Annotated in this window: 12 protein-coding genes; 6 read left to right on the forward strand and 6 right to left on the reverse strand. The window is 53.6% G+C overall.

All coding sequences use genetic code 11. From position 1 onward, the window contains the following. Positions 1–78: 78 nt before the first annotated feature. The 3 genes from typA to QOY30_RS09700 form a co-directional block, all read right to left on the reverse strand. Positions 79–1,911 carry a translational GTPase TypA gene (gene typA / locus QOY30_RS09690; RefSeq protein ID WP_283744409.1) on the reverse strand — a complete coding sequence of 611 codons (1,833 nt, stop codon included), beginning with the start codon at positions 1,909–1,911 and terminating at the stop codon, positions 79–81. Positions 1,912–1,979: 68 nt separating this feature from the next. Beyond that, positions 1,980–3,680 (reverse strand): diguanylate cyclase, encoded by a 1,701-nt coding sequence (locus QOY30_RS09695; RefSeq protein WP_283744410.1) that lies wholly within the window; start codon positions 3,678–3,680, stop codon positions 1,980–1,982. Then, positions 3,680–4,576 carry a phosphate/phosphite/phosphonate ABC transporter substrate-binding protein gene (locus tag QOY30_RS09700; RefSeq protein ID WP_283744411.1) on the reverse strand — a complete coding sequence of 299 codons (897 nt, stop codon included), beginning with the start codon at positions 4,574–4,576 and terminating at the stop codon, positions 3,680–3,682. The genes QOY30_RS09695 and QOY30_RS09700 overlap by 1 nt, the downstream gene beginning before the upstream one ends. A gap of 341 nt (positions 4,577–4,917) precedes the next feature. On the opposite strand from QOY30_RS09700, the gene QOY30_RS09705 reads away from it, so the two are divergent. The 3 genes from QOY30_RS09705 (at position 4,918) to QOY30_RS09715 (ending at position 9,959) form a co-directional block, all read left to right on the forward strand. Continuing rightward, the gene (locus QOY30_RS09705) at positions 4,918–6,498 is read left to right on the forward strand and encodes a DEAD/DEAH box helicase (protein ID WP_283744412.1); all 1,581 of its coding nucleotides are present in this window, start codon (positions 4,918–4,920) and stop codon (positions 6,496–6,498) included. 127 nt (positions 6,499–6,625) lie between these two features. Further along, on the forward strand, positions 6,626–7,417 hold the full coding sequence (gene map, locus QOY30_RS09710) for a type I methionyl aminopeptidase (RefSeq protein ID WP_283744413.1): 792 nt from the start codon (positions 6,626–6,628) through the stop codon (positions 7,415–7,417). Between the two features lie 10 nt (positions 7,418–7,427). Then, entirely contained in the window at positions 7,428–9,959 is a 2,532-nt protein-coding gene (locus QOY30_RS09715; protein ID WP_283744414.1) for a [protein-PII] uridylyltransferase, read from the forward strand. 32 nt (positions 9,960–9,991) lie between these two features. Here the strand turns inward: QOY30_RS09715 and QOY30_RS09720 are convergent, their stop codons facing one another. Continuing rightward, positions 9,992–10,504 (reverse strand): phosphate-starvation-inducible PsiE family protein, encoded by a 513-nt coding sequence (locus QOY30_RS09720; RefSeq protein ID WP_283744415.1) that lies wholly within the window; start codon positions 10,502–10,504, stop codon positions 9,992–9,994. A 225-nt stretch (positions 10,505–10,729) separates the two neighbouring features. Between QOY30_RS09720 and QOY30_RS09725 the strand changes: the two genes are divergently transcribed. Together QOY30_RS09725 and QOY30_RS09730 are read left to right on the forward strand one after the other, a co-directional pair. Beyond that, the gene (locus QOY30_RS09725; RefSeq protein ID WP_283744416.1) at positions 10,730–11,998 is read left to right on the forward strand and encodes a patatin-like phospholipase family protein; all 1,269 of its coding nucleotides are present in this window, start codon (positions 10,730–10,732) and stop codon (positions 11,996–11,998) included. Positions 11,999–12,136: 138 nt separating this feature from the next. Beyond that, positions 12,137–13,483, forward strand: coding sequence for a TAXI family TRAP transporter solute-binding subunit (locus tag QOY30_RS09730; RefSeq protein WP_283744417.1), 1,347 nt, complete (start codon positions 12,137–12,139; stop codon positions 13,481–13,483). Between the two features lie 84 nt (positions 13,484–13,567). Here QOY30_RS09730 and QOY30_RS09735 read toward each other — a convergent pair whose 3' ends face one another. Next, positions 13,568–17,500 carry an AsmA family protein gene (locus QOY30_RS09735; RefSeq protein WP_283744418.1) on the reverse strand — a complete coding sequence of 1,311 codons (3,933 nt, stop codon included), beginning with the start codon at positions 17,498–17,500 and terminating at the stop codon, positions 13,568–13,570. 119 nt (positions 17,501–17,619) lie between these two features. Beyond that, the gene (locus QOY30_RS09740; protein ID WP_283744419.1) at positions 17,620–18,924 is read right to left on the reverse strand and encodes a tetratricopeptide repeat protein; all 1,305 of its coding nucleotides are present in this window, start codon (positions 18,922–18,924) and stop codon (positions 17,620–17,622) included. 202 nt (positions 18,925–19,126) lie between these two features. Between QOY30_RS09740 and QOY30_RS09745 the strand changes: the two genes are divergently transcribed. Then, complete coding sequence (locus tag QOY30_RS09745) at positions 19,127–19,786, forward strand: hypothetical protein (RefSeq protein WP_283744420.1); 660 nt, start codon at positions 19,127–19,129, stop codon at positions 19,784–19,786. Positions 19,787–19,831 lie beyond the last annotated feature (45 nt).

The raw sequence follows: 19,831 nt of genomic DNA on the forward strand, positions 1-19,831 counted from the left end.
AACGAGCGGTCAGTATAAATGAAGTTGAAATAACAAGGGACGCCGAAGCGCCCCTTAGTTATTACGTGCTGGCAAAAATCAGTCCGCCGAACGCATTGCCTTCTTGCGATCGAACTCTTTCAGGTAACGTTTGCGGATACGGATAGACTTGGGCGTCAGTTCCACCAACTCGTCGTCGTCGATGAATTCAACAGCCGATTCCAAGGTCATCTTCAGGGCAGTCGTCAAACGCACCGCTTCGTCAGTTCCGGAAGCGCGCACGTTGGTGAGCTTCTTGCCCTTGATCGGGTTGACGACCAGGTCGTTGTCGCGCGAGTGAATGCCAATGATCATGCCTTCATACAACTTGTCGCCGGGCACCACGAACATGCGTCCGCGATCTTCCAGATTCCACAGGGCGTAGGCTACAGCTTCGCCATCTTCCGCCGAAATGAGGACGCCGTTGTGACGGCCAGGCAAATCGGGCTTGACCGGACCGTAGTCATCGAACACATGGCTGATGAGGCCGGTACCGCGTGTCATGGTCATGAAATCGGACTGGAAGCCGATCAAACCACGTGCAGGAATATGGTATTCCAGACGGGTGCGGCCCTGGCCGTCGGATTCCATGTTCGTCAATTCGCCGCGACGACGGCCGATTTCTTCCATGATCGTGCCCTGGTTCTCATCTTCCAGGTCGATACTCAGGTTCTCATACGGTTCGCATTTCTCGCCGTTGATCTCTTTGTAAACCACGCGCGGCTTGCCCACTGCCAATTCGAAGCCTTCACGTCGCATGGTTTCCAGCAGGATGGTCAGGTGCAATTCGCCGCGACCGGAGACGCGGAATACGTCCGCATCGGCTGTGTCTTCGACCTTCAAGGCCACGTTGGTCAACAATTCCTTGTTCAAGCGGTCACGGATCTGGCGGCTGGAAACAAACTTGCCTTCGGTACCGGCCAGCGGCGAGCTGTTCACCATGAAGTCCATGGTCAGGGTCGGCTCGTCCACCAGCAACATGGGCAGACCGACAGGATTGTCCCTGTCGCAAATCGTGACGCCGATACCGATCTCATCCAGACCGGAAATGATGATGATGTCGCCCGCTTCGGCGCTCTCCACCGGAATACGCTCCAGGCCCTGGAAACCCAGCACCTGGTTGATGCGGCCGGAGCTGACCTGGTCGCCATGGTTCATCACGACCACATTCTGGCCGGGCTTGATGCGTCCGTTCAGCACGCGGCCAATGCCGAGGCGTCCGGTAAAAGTGGAGTAGTCCAGCGCGGCCAGTTGCAATTGCAACGGCGCATCGGGATCGCCCGGCGGTGTGGGAACATGCTTCAACACGGTGTCGAACAGCGGCTTCATATCGGCAGCAGATCCGCCGTTGTTCGGGGCATCTTTCAGATCCAAGCAGGCCCAGCCGTTCAGGCCGGAAGCATAGATGACGGGGAAGTCGAGCTGTTCGTCGGAAGCGCCGAGCTTGTCGAACAGGTCGAAAGTCTGGTTCAGCACCCAATCGGCACGTGCGCCGGGACGGTCGATCTTGTTGATGACGACGATGGGCTTCAGGCCCAGCGCCAGGGCTTTCTTCGTCACGAAACGTGTCTGCGGCATCGGGCCTTCAACCGCATCCACCAGCAGCAGCACGCCGTTCACCATGCCCAGCACGCGTTCCACCTCGCCGCCAAAATCGGCGTGCCCGGGTGTATCCACAATATTGATGTGGGTGCCTTCGTATTCGATGGCCGTGTTCTTGGCCAGAATGGTAATGCCGCGCTCTTTTTCCAGATCGTTGTTGTCCATCACGCGGATTTCCAGCTTCTGGTTGGCGCGGAAAGTGCCGGATTGGCGCAGTAATTGGTCAACCAATGTGGTCTTGCCATGGTCAACGTGGGCGATGATGGCGATGTTGCGAATGGCGCGGGACATGATGTACTACCTGTACTGAATTCGAAGGGGGCGCATTCTAGCACAGTGCACAACGGTAAATATGACAACTATAAGTCGGCGAAATACACCCTGTTGCGGCCGGATGCCTTGGCCTGGTACATCGCCGCATCGGCCAGCCTGATCAGGTCCTCCTGAGTGACGCCATGATCGTTGAACACCACCACGCCGATACTGGCTGTGCAGTGATGTTCGACGATGCGCGGCTCCAATTTGCCCTCTTGCAACACTGTCAGCCGGTAAACTTCCCCCAGTGACTGCCGTATTTTCTCTGCCACCACACCGGCTTGTGCCATCGAAGCGTCTTTGTCGGTATCCAGTTCGCTCAACATCACCACAAACTCGTCGCCTCCGAAACGCGCAACGGTATCGACCTCGCGCACGCAGCTGACAATACGATGCGCGACTTCCACCAGCAGGATGTCACCCACATTGTGGCCATGTTCGTCGTTGAGCGGCTTGAAATTGTCCAAGTCGATGAACATCACGGCTGCATAGCGATTGTTGCGCTTGCAGGCAGAGATGACCAGACTGAACCGATCCTGCAGCAGGCGCCGATTGGGCAGTTGCGTCAGGGTATCGTAGAAAGCCAGGTTGCGTATCTGCTCCTCGGCCTTTTTGCGCTCGGTGATGTTACGCATCACCCCCAGCAGGATCATTTCATCGCTTTCATTTTTGGCGAAATGGGTCGTCACTTCACACCACACGGTCGAGCCGTCGCGGCGGCGGTATTCCACTTCATCCAGATAAATATGGTCTCCATCCTTTCCGCTCAGGAATAATTCACCGCGTTCGCGTAGCCAGCCCTGTACATCGGCGCTCGATTGGGACGTCAGGGTTTTCTCCATCGGTTGCTGCATAAGCTCCTCGACGCTATATCCAAGCAGTCTGGTGATCGACGGACTCACATATATCCATTGCCTCGTTTTCGGGTCCAGGATCCAGATCACATCGGATATGTTGTCGGCCAGAAAACGGTACTTGGCCTCGCTTTCATGTATCAATTTCTTTTGCTGTTCAAGCGCATCCAGCATGCGATCCAGATGGCGTGCCAGCACGCCGATCTCGTCTGACCGTCCTATATCTGAACGCCGTTTTTCCAGGCCATGTTCAACAGCGGCGGCAACCTGCATCAAGTGATTCAAACCATGCGTCAACCTGCGCCCCAGCACATATGCGATAAGCGACACTGCCAACACCGCAAACAGCATGAACTCGATCCACATTCGAGTTAGTGCGGCAAGATTCGCATTGACCGTATCCCGCGACATTTCCACTCGCACCCAGCCGAGAAACCTGCCTTCTGCCATCACAGGATGAGCGATGACGATCAGGTCCTTCTGGTTCACCAGGATGAACTGCTCCCTGGAAGTCGAAGCCAGCATGTCGCGGCTCACCTTGTCCGTCACGAAAAAGCCCACTTCGTCCGGGTTGCTTGAGGCCAGTACTTCTCCATGCGTATCCAGAAAGCAAGCACGTCGCATATCCTGTGTCTTGGCAAATCCCTGTACCACTTCCTGCAACCCCACGAGGTCGTTGGCCAAAGCCCACGAGGTTCCGCTAATAGCCAGCGCATGTGCCAGCGAAGATGCGCGCTCTTCGGAGGATTGATAAAGTGCCTTGCGTTGTTGTTCAAGCACCAGATAGCCGAACCCGAGCATCAAAGCGAGTGATGCCAGTGTAAAGCCCAGGATCAGCTGCCTGCGTATTGAACTGCGCCACAGTGCGCTGATATATCCACTCAGTTTCATCAGTATTCGATTTCCCGCACTGTTTCGGAAAAGACCTTCAGATATTGCTGAACAGGCTTGTAAGTCGCATTGTCGGCATGCTCGAAACGGCTGATACCCAACCTCGCGAGCATGGCCCTCCCTTCTTGCGACTTGTTCAAGCCGACCAATGCATTGCCGAAATCTTTCGCCAACATAGGCTGAACATCGTTCCGCACCACCCAACCATTGTTCGGTAGCGTTTCGGTTTGCCATTTCACTTCCAGTTGCGCCGCCATTTCCGGATATTCCTGCTGGAAGGTCTTCCACGGTACGGGCCAGGTTGTCCCGGCCGCGACATGCCCGCGCAACACGTTCATGATTGATGACTCTTGCGAACCCACATAGACGTTCTCGATATCGCGATGCACGTTAATCCCATGCGTATGCAGATAGTATTGCGGCATCATGGTTGCCGCCAAGGCGGTAAGGGATGGGTACGACACTTTCTTGCCCTTGAGATCCGCCACTTTGCGGATGTTGCTGTCTTTGCGTACCAGGATGATGCCGCGAAACATCTCGTCATCGCCCATCTTGCCAAACACGCGGTAGCCAAACTTGAGAGAACGCACGGTCTGGTAGGGATTGGGCATGGCAAAATCGAAATGCCCGCTATAAAGCCGCTTTTCAAACTCTTCGTAGTTGCGTGATGCCTCCAGCCGGAAATGCGCCTGCGGAATGCTGGTATTCAGGTAATCAACGATGGGACCGTACACCTCAATCAGGTGTTTGGGGTTGTGCAAAGGATGAATGCCCACAATATATTCCTTGGGCTCATCCGCCCCACGTTCGGAAAATGTGGGTTGATAGACTTCTTCTTGCGGTTTACCGCAACCGGCAACCAGCAAAGCGGCAAGTGCAACAACGTGCCATTTCATCCAAGTACCCCCAGATTGCGGATCAGCCGGAATACCTCTTTGTTCTGCAAGGCTAAATATACTCGAAATCCGAATACGGCGACCGTTATCCAACGGTTTCAAACATATCACTAGCTATTATTTCATCGCTGAGTATAATGCGCGCCTTGCCGTTCCCGGAACGGTATTGAGTCCATCGTTTTCTGACCCTCTAGCGTCCATTTCAGGACGCGCCAAGCTTCACCGGTTAGCGACGATGTTTTGTTTGCGCCGGTAGAGGTATGTTATTTCCCCCTACTGAATTTCATTGTGTGGCCCTAGGCCGCGCATGCGCTGTATCTAAAAAAATTAAAGGAACAACTGTGTCTGATAAAACTATTACGACTGCTGTACCCGCGACTGCCGAAAACGCGGTTACTTTTGCCTCTTTGGGCCTGGCCCCTGCCATTTTGCAAGCCGTGCAAGATGCGGGCTATACCGTACCTTCTCCTATTCAAGCCGAAGCGATTCCCCAGGCGATGGCCGGGCATGACCTGATGGCTTCCGCCCAGACCGGCACCGGCAAGACCGCCGCGTTCATCTTGCCCGCCCTGCAGAAATTGTCCGTTGAGTCCGCAGTACGCGGCAAAGGTCCGCGTATTCTGGTGCTGACCCCGACGCGCGAACTGGCACAGCAAGTGTCCGACGCCGCCAACAAATACGGCAAGAATATGCGCGTCAAGGTGGTGAGCATCCTTGGCGGCATGCCCTACCCGCTGCAAAACAAGCTGCTGTCCGGTTTCGTGGACATCCTGGTGGCAACACCGGGCCGTCTGATCGACCACATCGAACGCGGACGTATCGACTTCTCGCGCCTGGAAATGCTGGTGCTGGACGAAGCCGACCGCATGCTGGACATGGGCTTCATCGACGACGTGGAACGCATCGCTGCTGCCACACCGGCTACCCGCCAGACCCTGCTGTTTTCCGCCACGCTGGAAGGCGCGATCGGTAACCTGGCAATGCGCCTGCTGAAGAGCCCGAAACGCATCAGCATCACGTCGGCCCAGGCCCGTCACGAAAACATCGATCAGCGCCTGATGTATGTTGACGACATGGCACACAAGAATCGCCTGCTCGACCACCTGCTGCGCGATGTCGACCTGAACCAGGCATTGGTATTCACCGCAACCAAGCGCGATGCGGACTCGTTGGCGGATGAGCTATCTGCACAAGGTCACGCTGCCGCTGCCCTGCACGGCGACATGAACCAGCGCGAACGTAACCGCACCCTGCTCAACCTGCGTCGCGGCACTGTGCGCGTGCTGGTCGCTACCGACGTAGCCGCACGCGGCATCGACGTGGCGGGCATCACCCACGTCATCAACTTCGACCTGCCCAAGTTTGCAGAAGACTACGTGCACCGTATCGGCCGTACCGGCCGTGCCGGGGCATCGGGTATCGCCGTTTCCTTTGCCTCCAATCGCGATGCAATGAACCTGAAAAAGATCGAGCGCTTTACCGGCCAGCCGATCCAGGCGCATACCATTGCAGGTCTGGAGCCCAAATTCAAGCCGCGTCCGGCTTCTTCGCAACCGCGCAGCGGTGCCGGGCGTGGCAACGGCGGTGCAAGTCGCGGTAACGGTGGCGGTTTCGGCCGCAGCAATGGCGGCGGCAACGGCAGCAACTTCAGCCGTCATGCTGCACCGGACAGCCGTCATGAGCATCCGCAAGGCCAACGCCGCGAAGGTCCAAAGCACACGCGTTTCACTAACGATGCGCAACCGCGCAGCGCCAATCCGAACGGCAACGTGAATGGCAATATGGGCGGCAATCGCGCCCATACACCGCATACGGCAGCTCCCCGTGCAGCGGCACCGCACACTGCTGCACGCCGTCCGCAGGGAACCAGTTTCTCTTTGGGGCGCGGCCATAACAGCAACCCTAACGGCAATAAGCGTTAAGTTTCGCGTATAGCACCCCGAAAAAGGCACGCTGTCAGCGTGCCTTTTTCAATGTCAAATCTGTAAATTGTTGTGCTTGTTCGTTCTATCCTCTATCCTCACGCCAGTCAGCAATTCAATGAATATCATGCCTATCAGTATCAAGACCCCGCAGGAAATAGAAAAGATGCGCATTGCCGGACGTTTGGCCGGTGAAGTGCTGGATTACATCACCCCTTTCGTGCAGGCAGGCATCACCACGGACGAACTCGACAAGCTGTGTCATGACTACACAGTGAACGTGCAAGGCGGCATCCCTGCCCCGCTCAATTACGCACCGGGCGGGCATACGCCCTACCCGAAATCCATCTGCACCTCGATCAATCATCAGGTATGCCACGGCATACCCAGTGACAAAAAATTGAAGAACGGCGACATCGTCAATATAGATGTGACTCCCATCAAGAATGGATATCACGGCGACTCCAGCCGCATGTTCTATGTCGGCGAACCCTCCATCCAGGCCAAACGTTTGTGCGAAACAGCCTATGAATCGATGTGGCGCGGTATCCGCATGGTCAAACCCGGGGCGTATCTGGGAGACATAGGCCACGCCATCCAGACTTTTGTCGAAAGCATGGGTTACAGCGTGGTGCGCGAATTCTGCGGCCACGGTATCGGCAGCAAATTCCACGAAGAACCGCAGGTGTTGCACTATGGCAAGCCGCATACCGGCGTCAAACTTGAAACCGGCATGATCTTCACCATCGAACCCATGATCAATGCAGGCAAGGCCGGGATCAAGCAGCTGGGGGACGGCTGGACCGTGGTTACAAAGGACCACAGCCTGTCCGCACAGTGGGAACATACCGTTCTGGTCACCGAAACCGGCTTTGAAGTACTGACCCTGTCCGCCGGTTCTCCCCCTATTCCCGCTTAAGCAAGCCGCGATGTCCATTGCAGAAATACGTGACAGTCTGCGCAGTGAACGTCGTGCGCTGCAGGAAAACTACATTGAGCGTCCTAACCCGGCTCGCTACCTGCGTGCTCATGCAAAGATCGTAGACGAGCATCTGCGCCATATCTGGCAACTACTTGAGATTCCTGCCGACTTGGCGCTGGTTGCGGTGGGAGGTTATGGCCGCGCAGAGCTCTATCCGAAATCGGACATCGACCTGCTGATCCTGCTGCCGCAACAACCGGATGAATCATTGCAGCAACGCCTGCAGGATCTGGTCGGCAAGTTGTGGGACATCGGACTGGAGGTCGGGCACAGCGTGCGTACTGTGGGAGACTGCATGTCCGAATCCTCGGATGTGACGGTGCAGACCAATCTGCTTGAGGCACGTCACATTACAGGCAATCAGTCACTGTTCATGGAGATGCGCGAAACGCTTTCAGCGCACCTGAGTCGCCGTGCTTTCTACCTCGCCAAAGTGCAAGAGCAGGAACAGCGCCACACACGTTTCGTGGATACCGACTACAACCTGGAACCCAACCTCAAAGAAAGCCCGGGTGGCCTGCGCGACCTGCAATCTGTGCTTTGGATCTCGCGCGCCTGCGGTTTTGGCCATACCTGGCAAGCGCTGGCTGAAGCAGACCTCATCACCGGGACCGAAGCACGCCAGATTACGCACCACGAGCATCTACTGCAGGACCTGCGCATCCGTCTTCACTATCTATCAGGGCGGCACGATGACCGTCTGGTATTCGAGTATCAAACGGCACTCGCGCAGCAACTCGGCATCACCGCCAGCGCACAACGGCGTGCCAGCGAACACCTGATGCAGCGCTATTACCGTACCAAGCGGGCCGTACTGCAACTCAATGCCGTATTGCTGCAGACGATGCGCACACGCATCTTCCCGACTGCCGAAACTTATCCCTTGAACGAACACTTCATCGCCCGCGACGACAAACTGGAAGCGCGCGACGAAGCCCTGTTTGAAAACGAGCCCTCCGCCATACTGGAAAGTTTCCTGGTGCTGGAACAGCATCCGCGCTTGACCGGATTCTCCGCCCAAACACTTCGTGCATTGTGGCGTGCACGCAAATTGATCGGTTCCGCCTTCCGCAAGGACCCGCACAACCGCAGGCTGTTCATAGACCTGTTCCGCCAGCCGCAAGGGCTGACCCATGCTTTGAGGCGCATGAATCATCTGGATATTCTGGGGCGCTATCTCCCGCCCTTCGGACGGATCGTCGGGCAGATGCAGCATGACCTATTCCACGTCTATACCGTGGACGAACATATCCTGATGGTGGTGCGCAACCTGCGCCGTTTCACGCTGCCCATATACGAACACGAATATCCGCTTTGCAGCAAACTCATCCATGACTTCGCCCGCCCGGAGGTACTGTACATCGCCGGCATGTTCCACGACATCGCCAAGGGACGCGGCGGCGACCACGCCCAACTGGGCCGCGTCGACGCCACCCGTTTTTGCAAACAGCATGGTTTGATGCGCGAAGACACAGACCTCGTCGTCTGGCTGGTGGAACATCACCTCACCATGTCCGCTACTGCGCAAAAGCAGGATCTTTCCGACCAGGATGTGATTGCCGCTTTCACTGCCAAAATCAGGAATGAACGCTACCTGTCCGCACTCTACCTGCTCACGGTTGCCGACATCCGCGGTACCAGTGCCAAAGTCTGGAATGCCTGGAAGGCACAGTTGCTGGAAGATCTCTACAATGCGGCACGGCGTTTCCTGACCAGCGGCAAAGTGGCCGACCAGGTTGGAGAGATTCGACAACGCACAACCGAGACGCTCACCCTGTACGCTATCCATCCCGATGTGTACGAGTTGCTGTGGGCCCAGTTCGATGCAGATTATTTCCTGCGCCATGAACCGCACGAGATCGCCTGGCACACGCGCATGCTGGCTCATCGGGTGAACAGCGTCGAACCCGTTGTAAAAACGCGCCTGAGCCGGATCGGCGAAGGTTTGCAGGTACTGGTCTATACACAGGACAAGCCCTATCTGTTCGCCCGGATCTGCAGTTTTTTCGCGCACATGAGCTACAACATCATGGAAGCCAAGGTGCACACCACTCAACACGGTTATGCGCTGGACAGTTTCCTGGTGATGGATGCCAATAATGACAAGACTGTCTATCGCGACGTCATGAACTACATCGAGTACGAACTGGCACACCTGCTGACCGACGACACACCGCTCGCCGCACCGAATGTAGGCAGAGTCAGCCGCCAGCTCAAGCACTTCCCCATTGCGCCGCAAGTCAGCATTGCCAGGGACGAAAAAGGACAACACATCTTGTCCGTCGTCGCAGGCGACCGTCCCGGCCTGCTGGCCCGCATCGCGTATTTGCTGGCAAAACACGATATCGAGCTGCGCAGTGCAAAAATCAACACCCTGGGCTCACGTGCAGAAGATACCTTCTGGATCAGCGGAGAAGCATTGGAACGGGACGGAGAAGTTAAAGATTTGATTGAAACGTTGCAGCAACAACTCGCCTGAAGAATTGACCGATACTTGCGTTGGTATGTTAACTATTCGGAACCATTTTTTTGAGGTTGAAACTGCACAGCGGCAATGCGTGTTGCCACCAATATGGCCAGCAGGAAAGACAAGGCAAGAATTTCAGTCCAATTCATGCTGTGGTCGTAAAGACCGATAAAAACCTCTCTCAATACAAATGCGATGCCCACTTCAGCCAATACCCTTAAGCGAACGCGATGGAACTCCAGATAATCCGTGAAGGTGCGAAACAATTCAATCAGAACAAAGACTGATAGAACATCAATAACAAGTTCGCGATCAATGCCATCAACGATGCCATGCACAATATTATGAGAGGACACTGCACTCCCAAACGAATTGGCGGCTGATAAAAAGTCAATTACCAACCCGACCAGGGCTCCTATCAGAGTCAGTACCATAACAAAGATCAATGCAGTCACGATTAAGTCCAGAAACCTGCCATAGATTCGAAGAGCTTTGCCTTTCGCACTGGCTTTAGAGGGATCCGATGGGAAATTGCCTGCTTGCAGTTTTTCTTGCATATGTCAGCCTGTCGGCTCTCCGAGTATCTTCGTTGAACGTTAGCATATTCTGCCGGTCTTCACATGACCTGAACAACGCCAAGCCCAATCATTTGGTAATGGGTTGGCAAGTCCAGCTATGTTAAATTTACATTCGAACAAACTCTGACGCACGACGCAAATGCATTTTCATAAAATGATACAGAATTGGAAGCAGTTCGTCGGGACCTACCCGGCTGATCAATTATGAAAATAATTTACCTATCTTTCCTGCTCAGTTTGTTGATATTGGCTGGATGCGCCACAGCTCATCGAGAGCCGGCACCTGAATCCCTGCTCAATAAGCCTGCTCCCATAGGCTTTTCACCTGACATTCGCTACGTTAGTACAGATCCGAAGGCCATCAAATCCAGATTCTCGGAAATTATTCAGCGTCGGCGAGCCACCTCCAAAGACCATGGGCTCAACATCCTGGCGCTCTCAGGCGGTGGAGCGGGAGGTTCATTTGGTGCCGGAGCGCTTGTTGGCTTTAGCCGGTATGGTAGTCGTCCCCAGTTCGACGTTGTTACGGGAGTCAGCGCGGGGGCCTTGATTGCGCCATTTGCTTTTTTGGGATCAACCTGGGATGCCAGTCTGGACGAAAATTTCTCGGGTGGCCACAGCGAACACTTTCTGGTTCCGCGCTGGCTAGGCGTGCTCTTCCAACCCGGACTGTATGGAAACGAACCGCTCGTCAAATTTGTGGATGACTTTGTCACCGACAAAATGATCCAGGATGTAGCCGATCAGGCAGCTCTTGGCCGCTTGCTTTTGATTGCGACAACCGATCTGGACAAGGAAGAAACAGTTATCTGGGACATGGGACAGATTGCCGCCCGCGGTGGCAAGGCGGCACACAATCTCTTCCGTGACGTTCTGGTGGCATCCGCAAGCATTCCCGGCGTATTTCCTCCAATCATCATTCCGGTCGGTAATGTGGGGAACCGGTATGACGAAATGCACGTCGATGCCAGTGCAACCGTCCCCTTTTTTGTCGCGCCTGCATTGGCCTATGTCCTGCCACTCGATCCGAGTGCGCTCAAAGGCGCCAACGTCTATGTCATCGTCAACGGCCAATTGGGCACAAACCCGCAGACCACGCCGGTGGATACCATCTCGATTCTTTCCCGGAGTTTCACCGCGGTTCTTCAACACAGGGCAAGGAGCGAGATCGCGCTCACATCGGAATTTGCCCAGAAATACGGCATGAATCTTAGACTCACGGCAATTCCGGTCAGCTATCCATTTCAGGGGCCTCTATATTTCCATGCATCCAGTTCACGGGAATTGTTCAATTATGGCGCTGATTGTGCCCGGAAAGGCAGGCTATGGACCACGGTCGAACAATTGGTGGCTCTCGATGAAAATGATCTATCTGGCAGGTTTGCGAAGCATCAATCCAGCGGAGAACAACCGATGCTGACTTGCCCGATGGATGATTCAAACAAACCGCCTCTGACTTCGGCCAAACCGTGAAGGCAACCTTGACTGTCCAATACCAACTTTTTCCAATCTAAGACGATACAAATTTATGCAAACATGTGTACTTGGCTAGTTCGCTTACATTGAACAGGGTAAATTATGAAAACTCCAAAAGTATTCCTGACCAGGTTATTGGCCAGACTCACCACGCTTTTTGGCCGTGGCCAGATCGTATCCATCAGTATCATTCTTTCTGCAAGCCTGATCATTGGCTTGGCAATCTTTATTTACCTGGATTCCACCGCTCCCAACACGATTACGATCGCCAGCGGACCAATGGGGAGCACCTTCCAGAACTTTGCCGAGCAATACAAGAAAATCCTGGCCAAAGAAGGAGTCACCCTCAAAATAGTTCCTTCGGAGGGTTCTTTGGACAACTTTCACAAATTGTCCAACCCCAAAGTTGCTGTCGATGTCGGATTTGTACTGGGCGGCGAAGTCAACGGAGCCAACATTGACAATCTGGTTTCACTCGGAAGTATTGCCTATCAGCCGCTCATGATTTTTTATCATGGCAAAGCCAAAAACCTGCTTTCAGATTTCAAGGGCCAGCGATTGGATATTGGCAAAGAAGGCAGCGGCACGCATTCCCTGGTACTCACGCTTCTTAAGGCCAATGGCATTGAGCCGAATGACGGAACCGCTTTTGTCGATAACATCTCCGGCGATTCGTTGCGTGCGCTGGAAGAAAACCGGATCGACGCTCTGTTCATCATGGGCGACTCCACTTCAAGAGATTTGATGCATCGCTTGCTGCACACCCCCGACATTCATCTTTTCAATTTCACCCAAGCGGATGGCTACGTCCGACGCATCAACTATCTTAACAAGCTTGAATTGCCCAAAGGTTCGCTCGATTTCGGCAAGAATATTCCATCCGAAGACTTAAACCTGATTGGGCCCACCGTGGAACTTATTGCCAGAAAAGGGCTGCATCCGGCTCTCTCCGACCTGTTGCTGGAAGCCGCGAAAGAAGTGCATTCGTCTCCAGGCATCTTCAAGAATCGCGGCGAATTTCCTGCCCCGCAGGAGCACGAATTCCCGATCAGTTCTGATGCGAGCCGCTATTACACATCTGGCAAGAGCTTTCTTTACCGCACCTTCCCCTACGGAATCGCGAGTCTGATAGCGCGCTTGCTCTCGGTCATTGTCCCTGTTGCAATACTGCTGATACCCGCGCTCAAAGCGGCGCCGGCATTTTATCGTTGGCAGATGGAGTATCGAATCAAAAGCTGGTATAGGGCCTTGTTCGAAATCGAACGCAATGCCTTCATGCATTGGTCAGATCCGCATAAGCGGGAGGAGCTTTTGCGCCGCCTGGATCACATCGAAAACTCGGTGAGCAAAATCGTTGTGCCGCCCAAATTCGGCGATCTGCTTTACGGCCTGCGCGGGCACATCACCTTTGTCCGGAGCAGTTTGCTTTCACTGAAAACAGAAACCCCACCCGGATCAGGAATCAGCAAAAGCGCATCTTAGGGGCGAATTCCAGACCAATTTTCCGGGCAGGGCGCCTATTCAGGTGCCCAAGGCCCGATGGCGAATCCCTGAGCTGGCGACCTGCTATTTGAATTCGACTACCTCACAGACATCGTGCCCGTCAGAGGGGGCTTCTTTACCGAACATCATTTGCAACGGCGCCCAGACCACTGACGTGGTGAACTGCCCCATTGTTTCCAACACATCAATGGGCCTCACTCCGACGCCAAAATTCTCAAAATTGCCGTCAAGTTCGACAGGTAGCGAAAAGCTCAAAAATTGGGGCGTCTTGGCACGGGGCTGCATGTAGAAATTGATTTTTTCGGCAGTGAAATCCACCCCGCCCTTTCCGGTGACACGCATCCGGGTCGTGTCCACCAGGAGTGTCTTGCCGGAAAGCTTTCCATCATTCAAGACAAAACGTCCCACAGCGCAGTTGACCACGGACGTGTTCGACGAATCAATCGCAGGCAATAACGCCATCAGTACATTCACCGCCCACATGTCGAGTAATCCCGATTTCATATTCTTCGGCCACACCACAAAATCAATATTGCCCTTGCCATAGCGCAACAACTCAGAGAAGTATTTTGCACGGGCGCTTACGTCGACATTCAGACTCAACGTTCCCTGCATTTTACTTTTATGGTCAATACGGCGTGCCAGAATACCGTAATCGAAATGCTTTGCTTCAACGTTCAGCTTTAACGCAACATCCTTTTCGGCGGGTTCATACCCCAGACGCAGCGATGCCGAGCCGCCAGGCGTGTTGATGATCACCGGACCAATAACGGCGTTTCCATTCTCCAGGCGCGCATCGAGTTTGCCGCTCCCAAGCATATCCTGGCCTGAAACGACACGATCCACACGCACAGTTACGAACGCATTCTGCCGTCGCAGTACTTCCGGACTTAAAACCTCCTTGGCTTCGTTACCCGTTTTATCGGCTTCCTTGAGCAGATTGTCCCGGGATTCCGGAACTTTCGTTGCGACACGCTTGGTTTTTTCCGGCGACCAGTCGCCAAATCTAAAATCGTCGAGCTGAATCGTTGGTGCCGTCAGTTCAATGTCAATACGCGGCGGCACAACGCTTGTGTCGAGCTTGCCATGACCGTTGAGCTGACTGCTTCCAACCTGCAGCAGCAAGGAAGAGACTTCATAACCAACAGGAGACATATGAAGTTTTCCGGTGCCCGACCACGGTCCCCACGGAGGCAACGAGGTATTGGCGAGCAAATTGAGATTGTCCAGACGGGTGCCACTCATCTCGAGTGCAAGATCGATGTCCAGCTTCGCAAAAGGACGGTCGATATCGCCGGACAACTTCAAGGTGGCACCGGACATGCTCGCGTTCAGTTGGAACGGGATCGGCAGGTTCGGATTGATAAGATCTGCAGCCTTTCCGGTTTCCAAGCCGATAGAGATGGGAGCCTTATCCAGCGATCCGCGCAGATTCAGATGCACAGGCTCTCCCGCCAAAGATTTTAGTTCACCGTTGTCGAGCAAAATGACCATCTTTCCCCCTGTATTGGCATCATGCAATGTGAGATGCCCACCCTCGAAGTCCAGGGCCAGGTCGGATTTCGCCAGTAGTTTTCCCAAGCGGCTCGAATGAAGATCCAGTTGCAGGCGCAAGTGATCGACATCGACATCGATGTTTTTCGCGATACCGAGTTTTTTCATTGCGCTGCCTATATTCATGCCGATCGACGACAACCACAAGACAGAATGCGGTTGCTGCGTGCGCAGATCCAGCAGGATCGCACCTTTGAAATCATTGCCATCCACATTGGCCTCGAACGGTGAGGCTGGCATCATGCCATCGCGTATGCGTCCGTCGAAACTCAGGTTGTGAACTTCCAACGGTGAAGAACTGGTGATGCGTTTCACACGGACGGTGATATCGGCATCCGCCAGATTGATGCCCTTCGGCAGGATCGGAAGATCGATCAGATTGGAGGCAGCCGATGTCGTCGTGTGCGTATTCTCGCTGCTCTCGGGCAACATCGATTCCAGTTCGTCCACATCCACGAGATCGGCCGTCAATTGGAATTTGATCAGCGAGCGTCCCTCGCCAAACGTGCGCAGTACATCCGCATGCAGTGCACTATGCCCCAATTGCAGGGCAAAATCGGCCAAATGCCAGCGGTCATCGTGTGTCCGAAAATTTCCGTGCACACCGATCGGTTCATCCACTCCCGGCTTGAGGCCGAGCCAGCCGGCAATCTCGCCCGAATGCGGCGCGGAGAGTTCGAAAGCCACCTTGGATCCGGAATTTTCCGTGGACGGCTGCAAGACGGCATGTATCTCCACCTTGGCACTACCGGCCAGCAATTCGAAATCGACCGGCGTATGCGACTCCTGCATGATGGCTGTCAATGAACCGCTGTTCAATGTCGCGCTGAAATTCTTGTCCAGCAAAGAACCATGCGCCTCTCCTCGCAATGCCTTGCCTGCCGGCAGCGCAATTTTCAGGTCATCCAGAGAGAATTTAACGGGGTGCTCATCTGTCTGGCTGCCATACGTCAATTTCCCATTTTTCACCAGTAGCTGCACATCCAGACTATCCATCAACTCCGGGCCGCGGTCACCCCGCGCTGCAATGCGCAGATCGAAACGCCCCAACCGCCCTCTGACATCGCGCGCACCAAGCAGCAGTTCTGCCAAATTTCCCAGATTGGAATCATGCGTGCCGAGGGAAAGTTTAAACCGGGGTGGTTTCACGCTTGCATCGGCGATCGCACTGCCGGACAGTTTCACATCCGCCACAGTGGCTTGCAACGGTAAGGAAAGTCGACCTTGCTCGAGTTTCACTTGCAATACCGCGTCGCGCACCGCACCGGGGAAGCCGATCAATTGCCCGATACGCAAGGTCAGATCGGCATTCGCACTATTCAGGTCGTTCAAACTGAATGTCGCCTTGACGAATTCCTGGTACATCTGGGCAAGATCCTCGGGAGGTTCATCTTGCGTAACGGCTTTTCCCGTCATGAAGGGGCGCACATCCAGCACCGGTAAAACGAGTTCGCCAGACACGCTGGGGCGCTCGCCGCTATAGTCCAGACCGAGTGAACCATTGAGCGTCGTCTTGCCCATGGCCCCACTCAGATTATCCATCGCGACCTTCCCCGGTGCGTATTTGATATCCCCCGAAATGCGGGTGACGCCCACGGCTGGCAACCTGGTCTGGAACAAGCGTTCGATTTCACCGAGGTCATCCGTAACGAGACCAAAATGCAAGTCTCCGCTGCTGCCGGATACATTGCCTTTCAGTGTCAATCGCGAACTCAGGAAATCGAGCGACATATCCAACGGCCATGGTTTGTCGAAACGTACCAGGTCAGCAAAGGTGCCGCCGGTGATATTCATCTTGTAGGGATATTTCTTTTCAACCGTGCCGTTTAGAGCCAGCGTCAACGGTTGACCTTCCGGCAAATGTGCAACGAGAGATTGCAGCTCAAAGAAGTGGCTATTCCCATTGGCACCGGTAAATTTCACGTTCAGATTTTCCAGTGACACACTTTTGATATCCAGCCGCGCGAGCAACTCTTCCAATTCCATACCTTCCCCTGTTGCTGCCTTGGGAGAAGGCTGCGCCACATTCGCTTTCCGATTGGCCGCTTTGAAAGTCCAGTTGTTGCTGCCGTTCTTGTTCAATTGCAGACGAATATGCACATCGCTGCCGGACAGTTCATCGATTTGCAGACGCAGCCGCATAAGAGCCCATAAATTCAGTGCCAGATGCGCATCGCCCAGGCTGGCAAAATCCTCTCCCTCGAAGCCCTGTGCATTGGCAATATGCAATCCTCCAACATGCAGTTTGGGACGGGCGGATACTTCAAGTTTCATCGCTCCCTCGAAGCGCACCTCTCGCCCAAGGCTTTTCTCAAGCAGCGCAGCAACCTTGTCGCGCTGCGGGGACGCGTCAAAGGAAATTCCCACAATTGCGACATACGCTATACACCCAAGCACCAAGGCGGCCAATACGGCCATCACGCGCAGCACTCTGAAAAACAAATGTTTTAGCCCCGAAGAACTAACTGGATTCGGCATCATCGCAATGATCAGGTTCGGTTCGTTATTGAGACAAGAATGAGTTGAGGCATGTAATTGTTACCAACATTTACTTCCATAAATCAGAATTTTCGCTGCGCTGATATCGTCAGACCATCAACCGGAATACCGAATTCTATCCGGATAACATCCGAATCCATTGCCACCAGTTCAAAATTGGATTTCAGCAGCAAGTCAGCGAGATATTTTTTGCTGTGACTATAGCGCCCGTGCAGGTTAAGACAAAATATTTCATTCGTGACCTTCTCCTCCTCGACGGTGAAAATAAAATACCCACCGGGGTGAAGCGCAGAATATGCTGCACTGATCAATTCTTCCAGGTCTCCAAAATAGATCAAAGTATCAGCGGCAGCGATCAGATCAAAAATATCCGGATGTTCGACAAGATAATTGGTGATCTCGCCTTTCACAAGTTCGTGATATAGACCACGCTTCTTGGCCTCTTCAAGCATCGCTGAAGAAAGATCGACACCAATGAGGTGATCTGCACACGAAGCAAGTATCGGCGCGCAAAGTCCTGTGCCACACCCCGCATCTAGCACCGAAAGGTTTGCTTTATGGACGACAACCCTCGCCAGCGCTTTGGCAATCATTTCCGGTCCACGATAAAAGATGTTTTGCAGATTGGAATCGAAATTGGGTGCGAACGTATCGAAATGCTTTTCCACATAGGCGTGTGATGCGCCCAGTGGAACAACCCCTTTTGAGCAAGCCAGGAAGTGATACTGCGGAATAGGATTGTCCGGTTCATCGAGCATCCATTTACGGTAGATTTCAGCAGCCTCAGCCAACCGTCCCAGCTTGTAATAGGCGATTCCCAGCATGGATTTGGGTTTGTCGTGCGTCGGTTCCAGTACATAGGCGCGACAATGATATTCTGCTGCTTCCACTTGCTTTCCCTCGCGATCAAGCAAGTTGGCCAGATTACTCAGTGCATCCCCGAATAATGGATCGAGGGCAACCGCTTTCCGAAAAGCAAGATGAGCCTCTGCCGTTCTCCCGCCGCGGTCCTGCACAGCCCCCAGATTATTCCAGTACGTTGGATTGCCTGGCGTTAAGGCAATGGCACTTTCAAATTCGTCCACAGCACCCGCCAAATCCCCGCGCTCCGCAAGGATATTACCAAGATCATTTCTCCAGTCGGGAGAATCCGGAAGAAGCTCGATCGATCTCTTCACGCATGACAAGGCCAAATCACTTTTCTCTTCCTGATGCAGCAGAATACCGAGAAAATGCAAAGACCGCGGCTCTTCCGGCACGACTTCCAGAATCTTCAGATAAATCACTTTGGCTTCTTGCGTATCACCCTTCTTGTGACAGGAAAATGCATGTTCAAAGGCTTCGTCGATACTCAGTTGTTGATCCATTTCCCGATTCCCGACTGTGCTAATAATGTTGGCTTTAGTATTTTTTATTCGGAGACTTGAACAAAATCCCCGTTAACCGGGAAATCTCGATCCGAGCAAGTGATGATGTTAAACGTCCCGGACTTGCTTTTAAACTGGCAAAACGATGAGGTCAAGTAATTCCAGAAATACATACTCATTGGCATTTTTTGAAGTGCTCAGTATGTCTGAAGACAATATTTGGTTTTATGTGATCAAAGTCACTGAGCGCAATAAATTAGATGTGTACAGTTCAGGCCCTCACATTCTTTCAGGAACAAATATTATGAAACGCACTATCCTCGGCACATTACTTGGCTTAAGCCTTGTCACAGTCTCTGCAGCAACATTTGCGGATGACTGGAAATTCATGCCCGTGCTCGATGCAAAATACAAACCCGATGCAACATTTTCCCTGGTTGGCGGCGTTCTTAACGGGACACCCGCAGGCAGCGGAAGTTATCAAGGTATCGAAGTTGCATTTAACTGTCTGGCACTACAGCCCCCTTCCGGAATAATACGCAGTCAAATCTCTCTTGGCACCTTCGATCACAACGGCATGAAGCTAACCACTTTTGAAATCAACCCGCACTGGACAACGAGCCTAGCCAACAACCTTACGTTCGGTGTTGGCCCCGGTGTTGGTTATGTCAAAGCTGAAGTGAATGGACAAACCACAAACATGGCTGCCCTGCAAATTGGCGCGGATTTGAATTATCGAGTTGGCACTCTCAATTTGGGACTGGGTGCGCGCTGGCAAGACACGAGCAATAAGGACATCGCTCCTGGCATCCATGGTGCGAACAACACACTTATGGAAGCAAAGGTCGGTATTAACTTCTAATTAAACGGTATGGGATGGAAAGGAACTGAAACCCAAGAACAGTGC

Origin of the sequence: Sideroxydans sp. CL21, assembly GCF_902459525.1 — a bacterium.
Classification (GTDB): domain Bacteria; phylum Pseudomonadota; class Gammaproteobacteria; order Burkholderiales; family Gallionellaceae; genus Sideroxyarcus.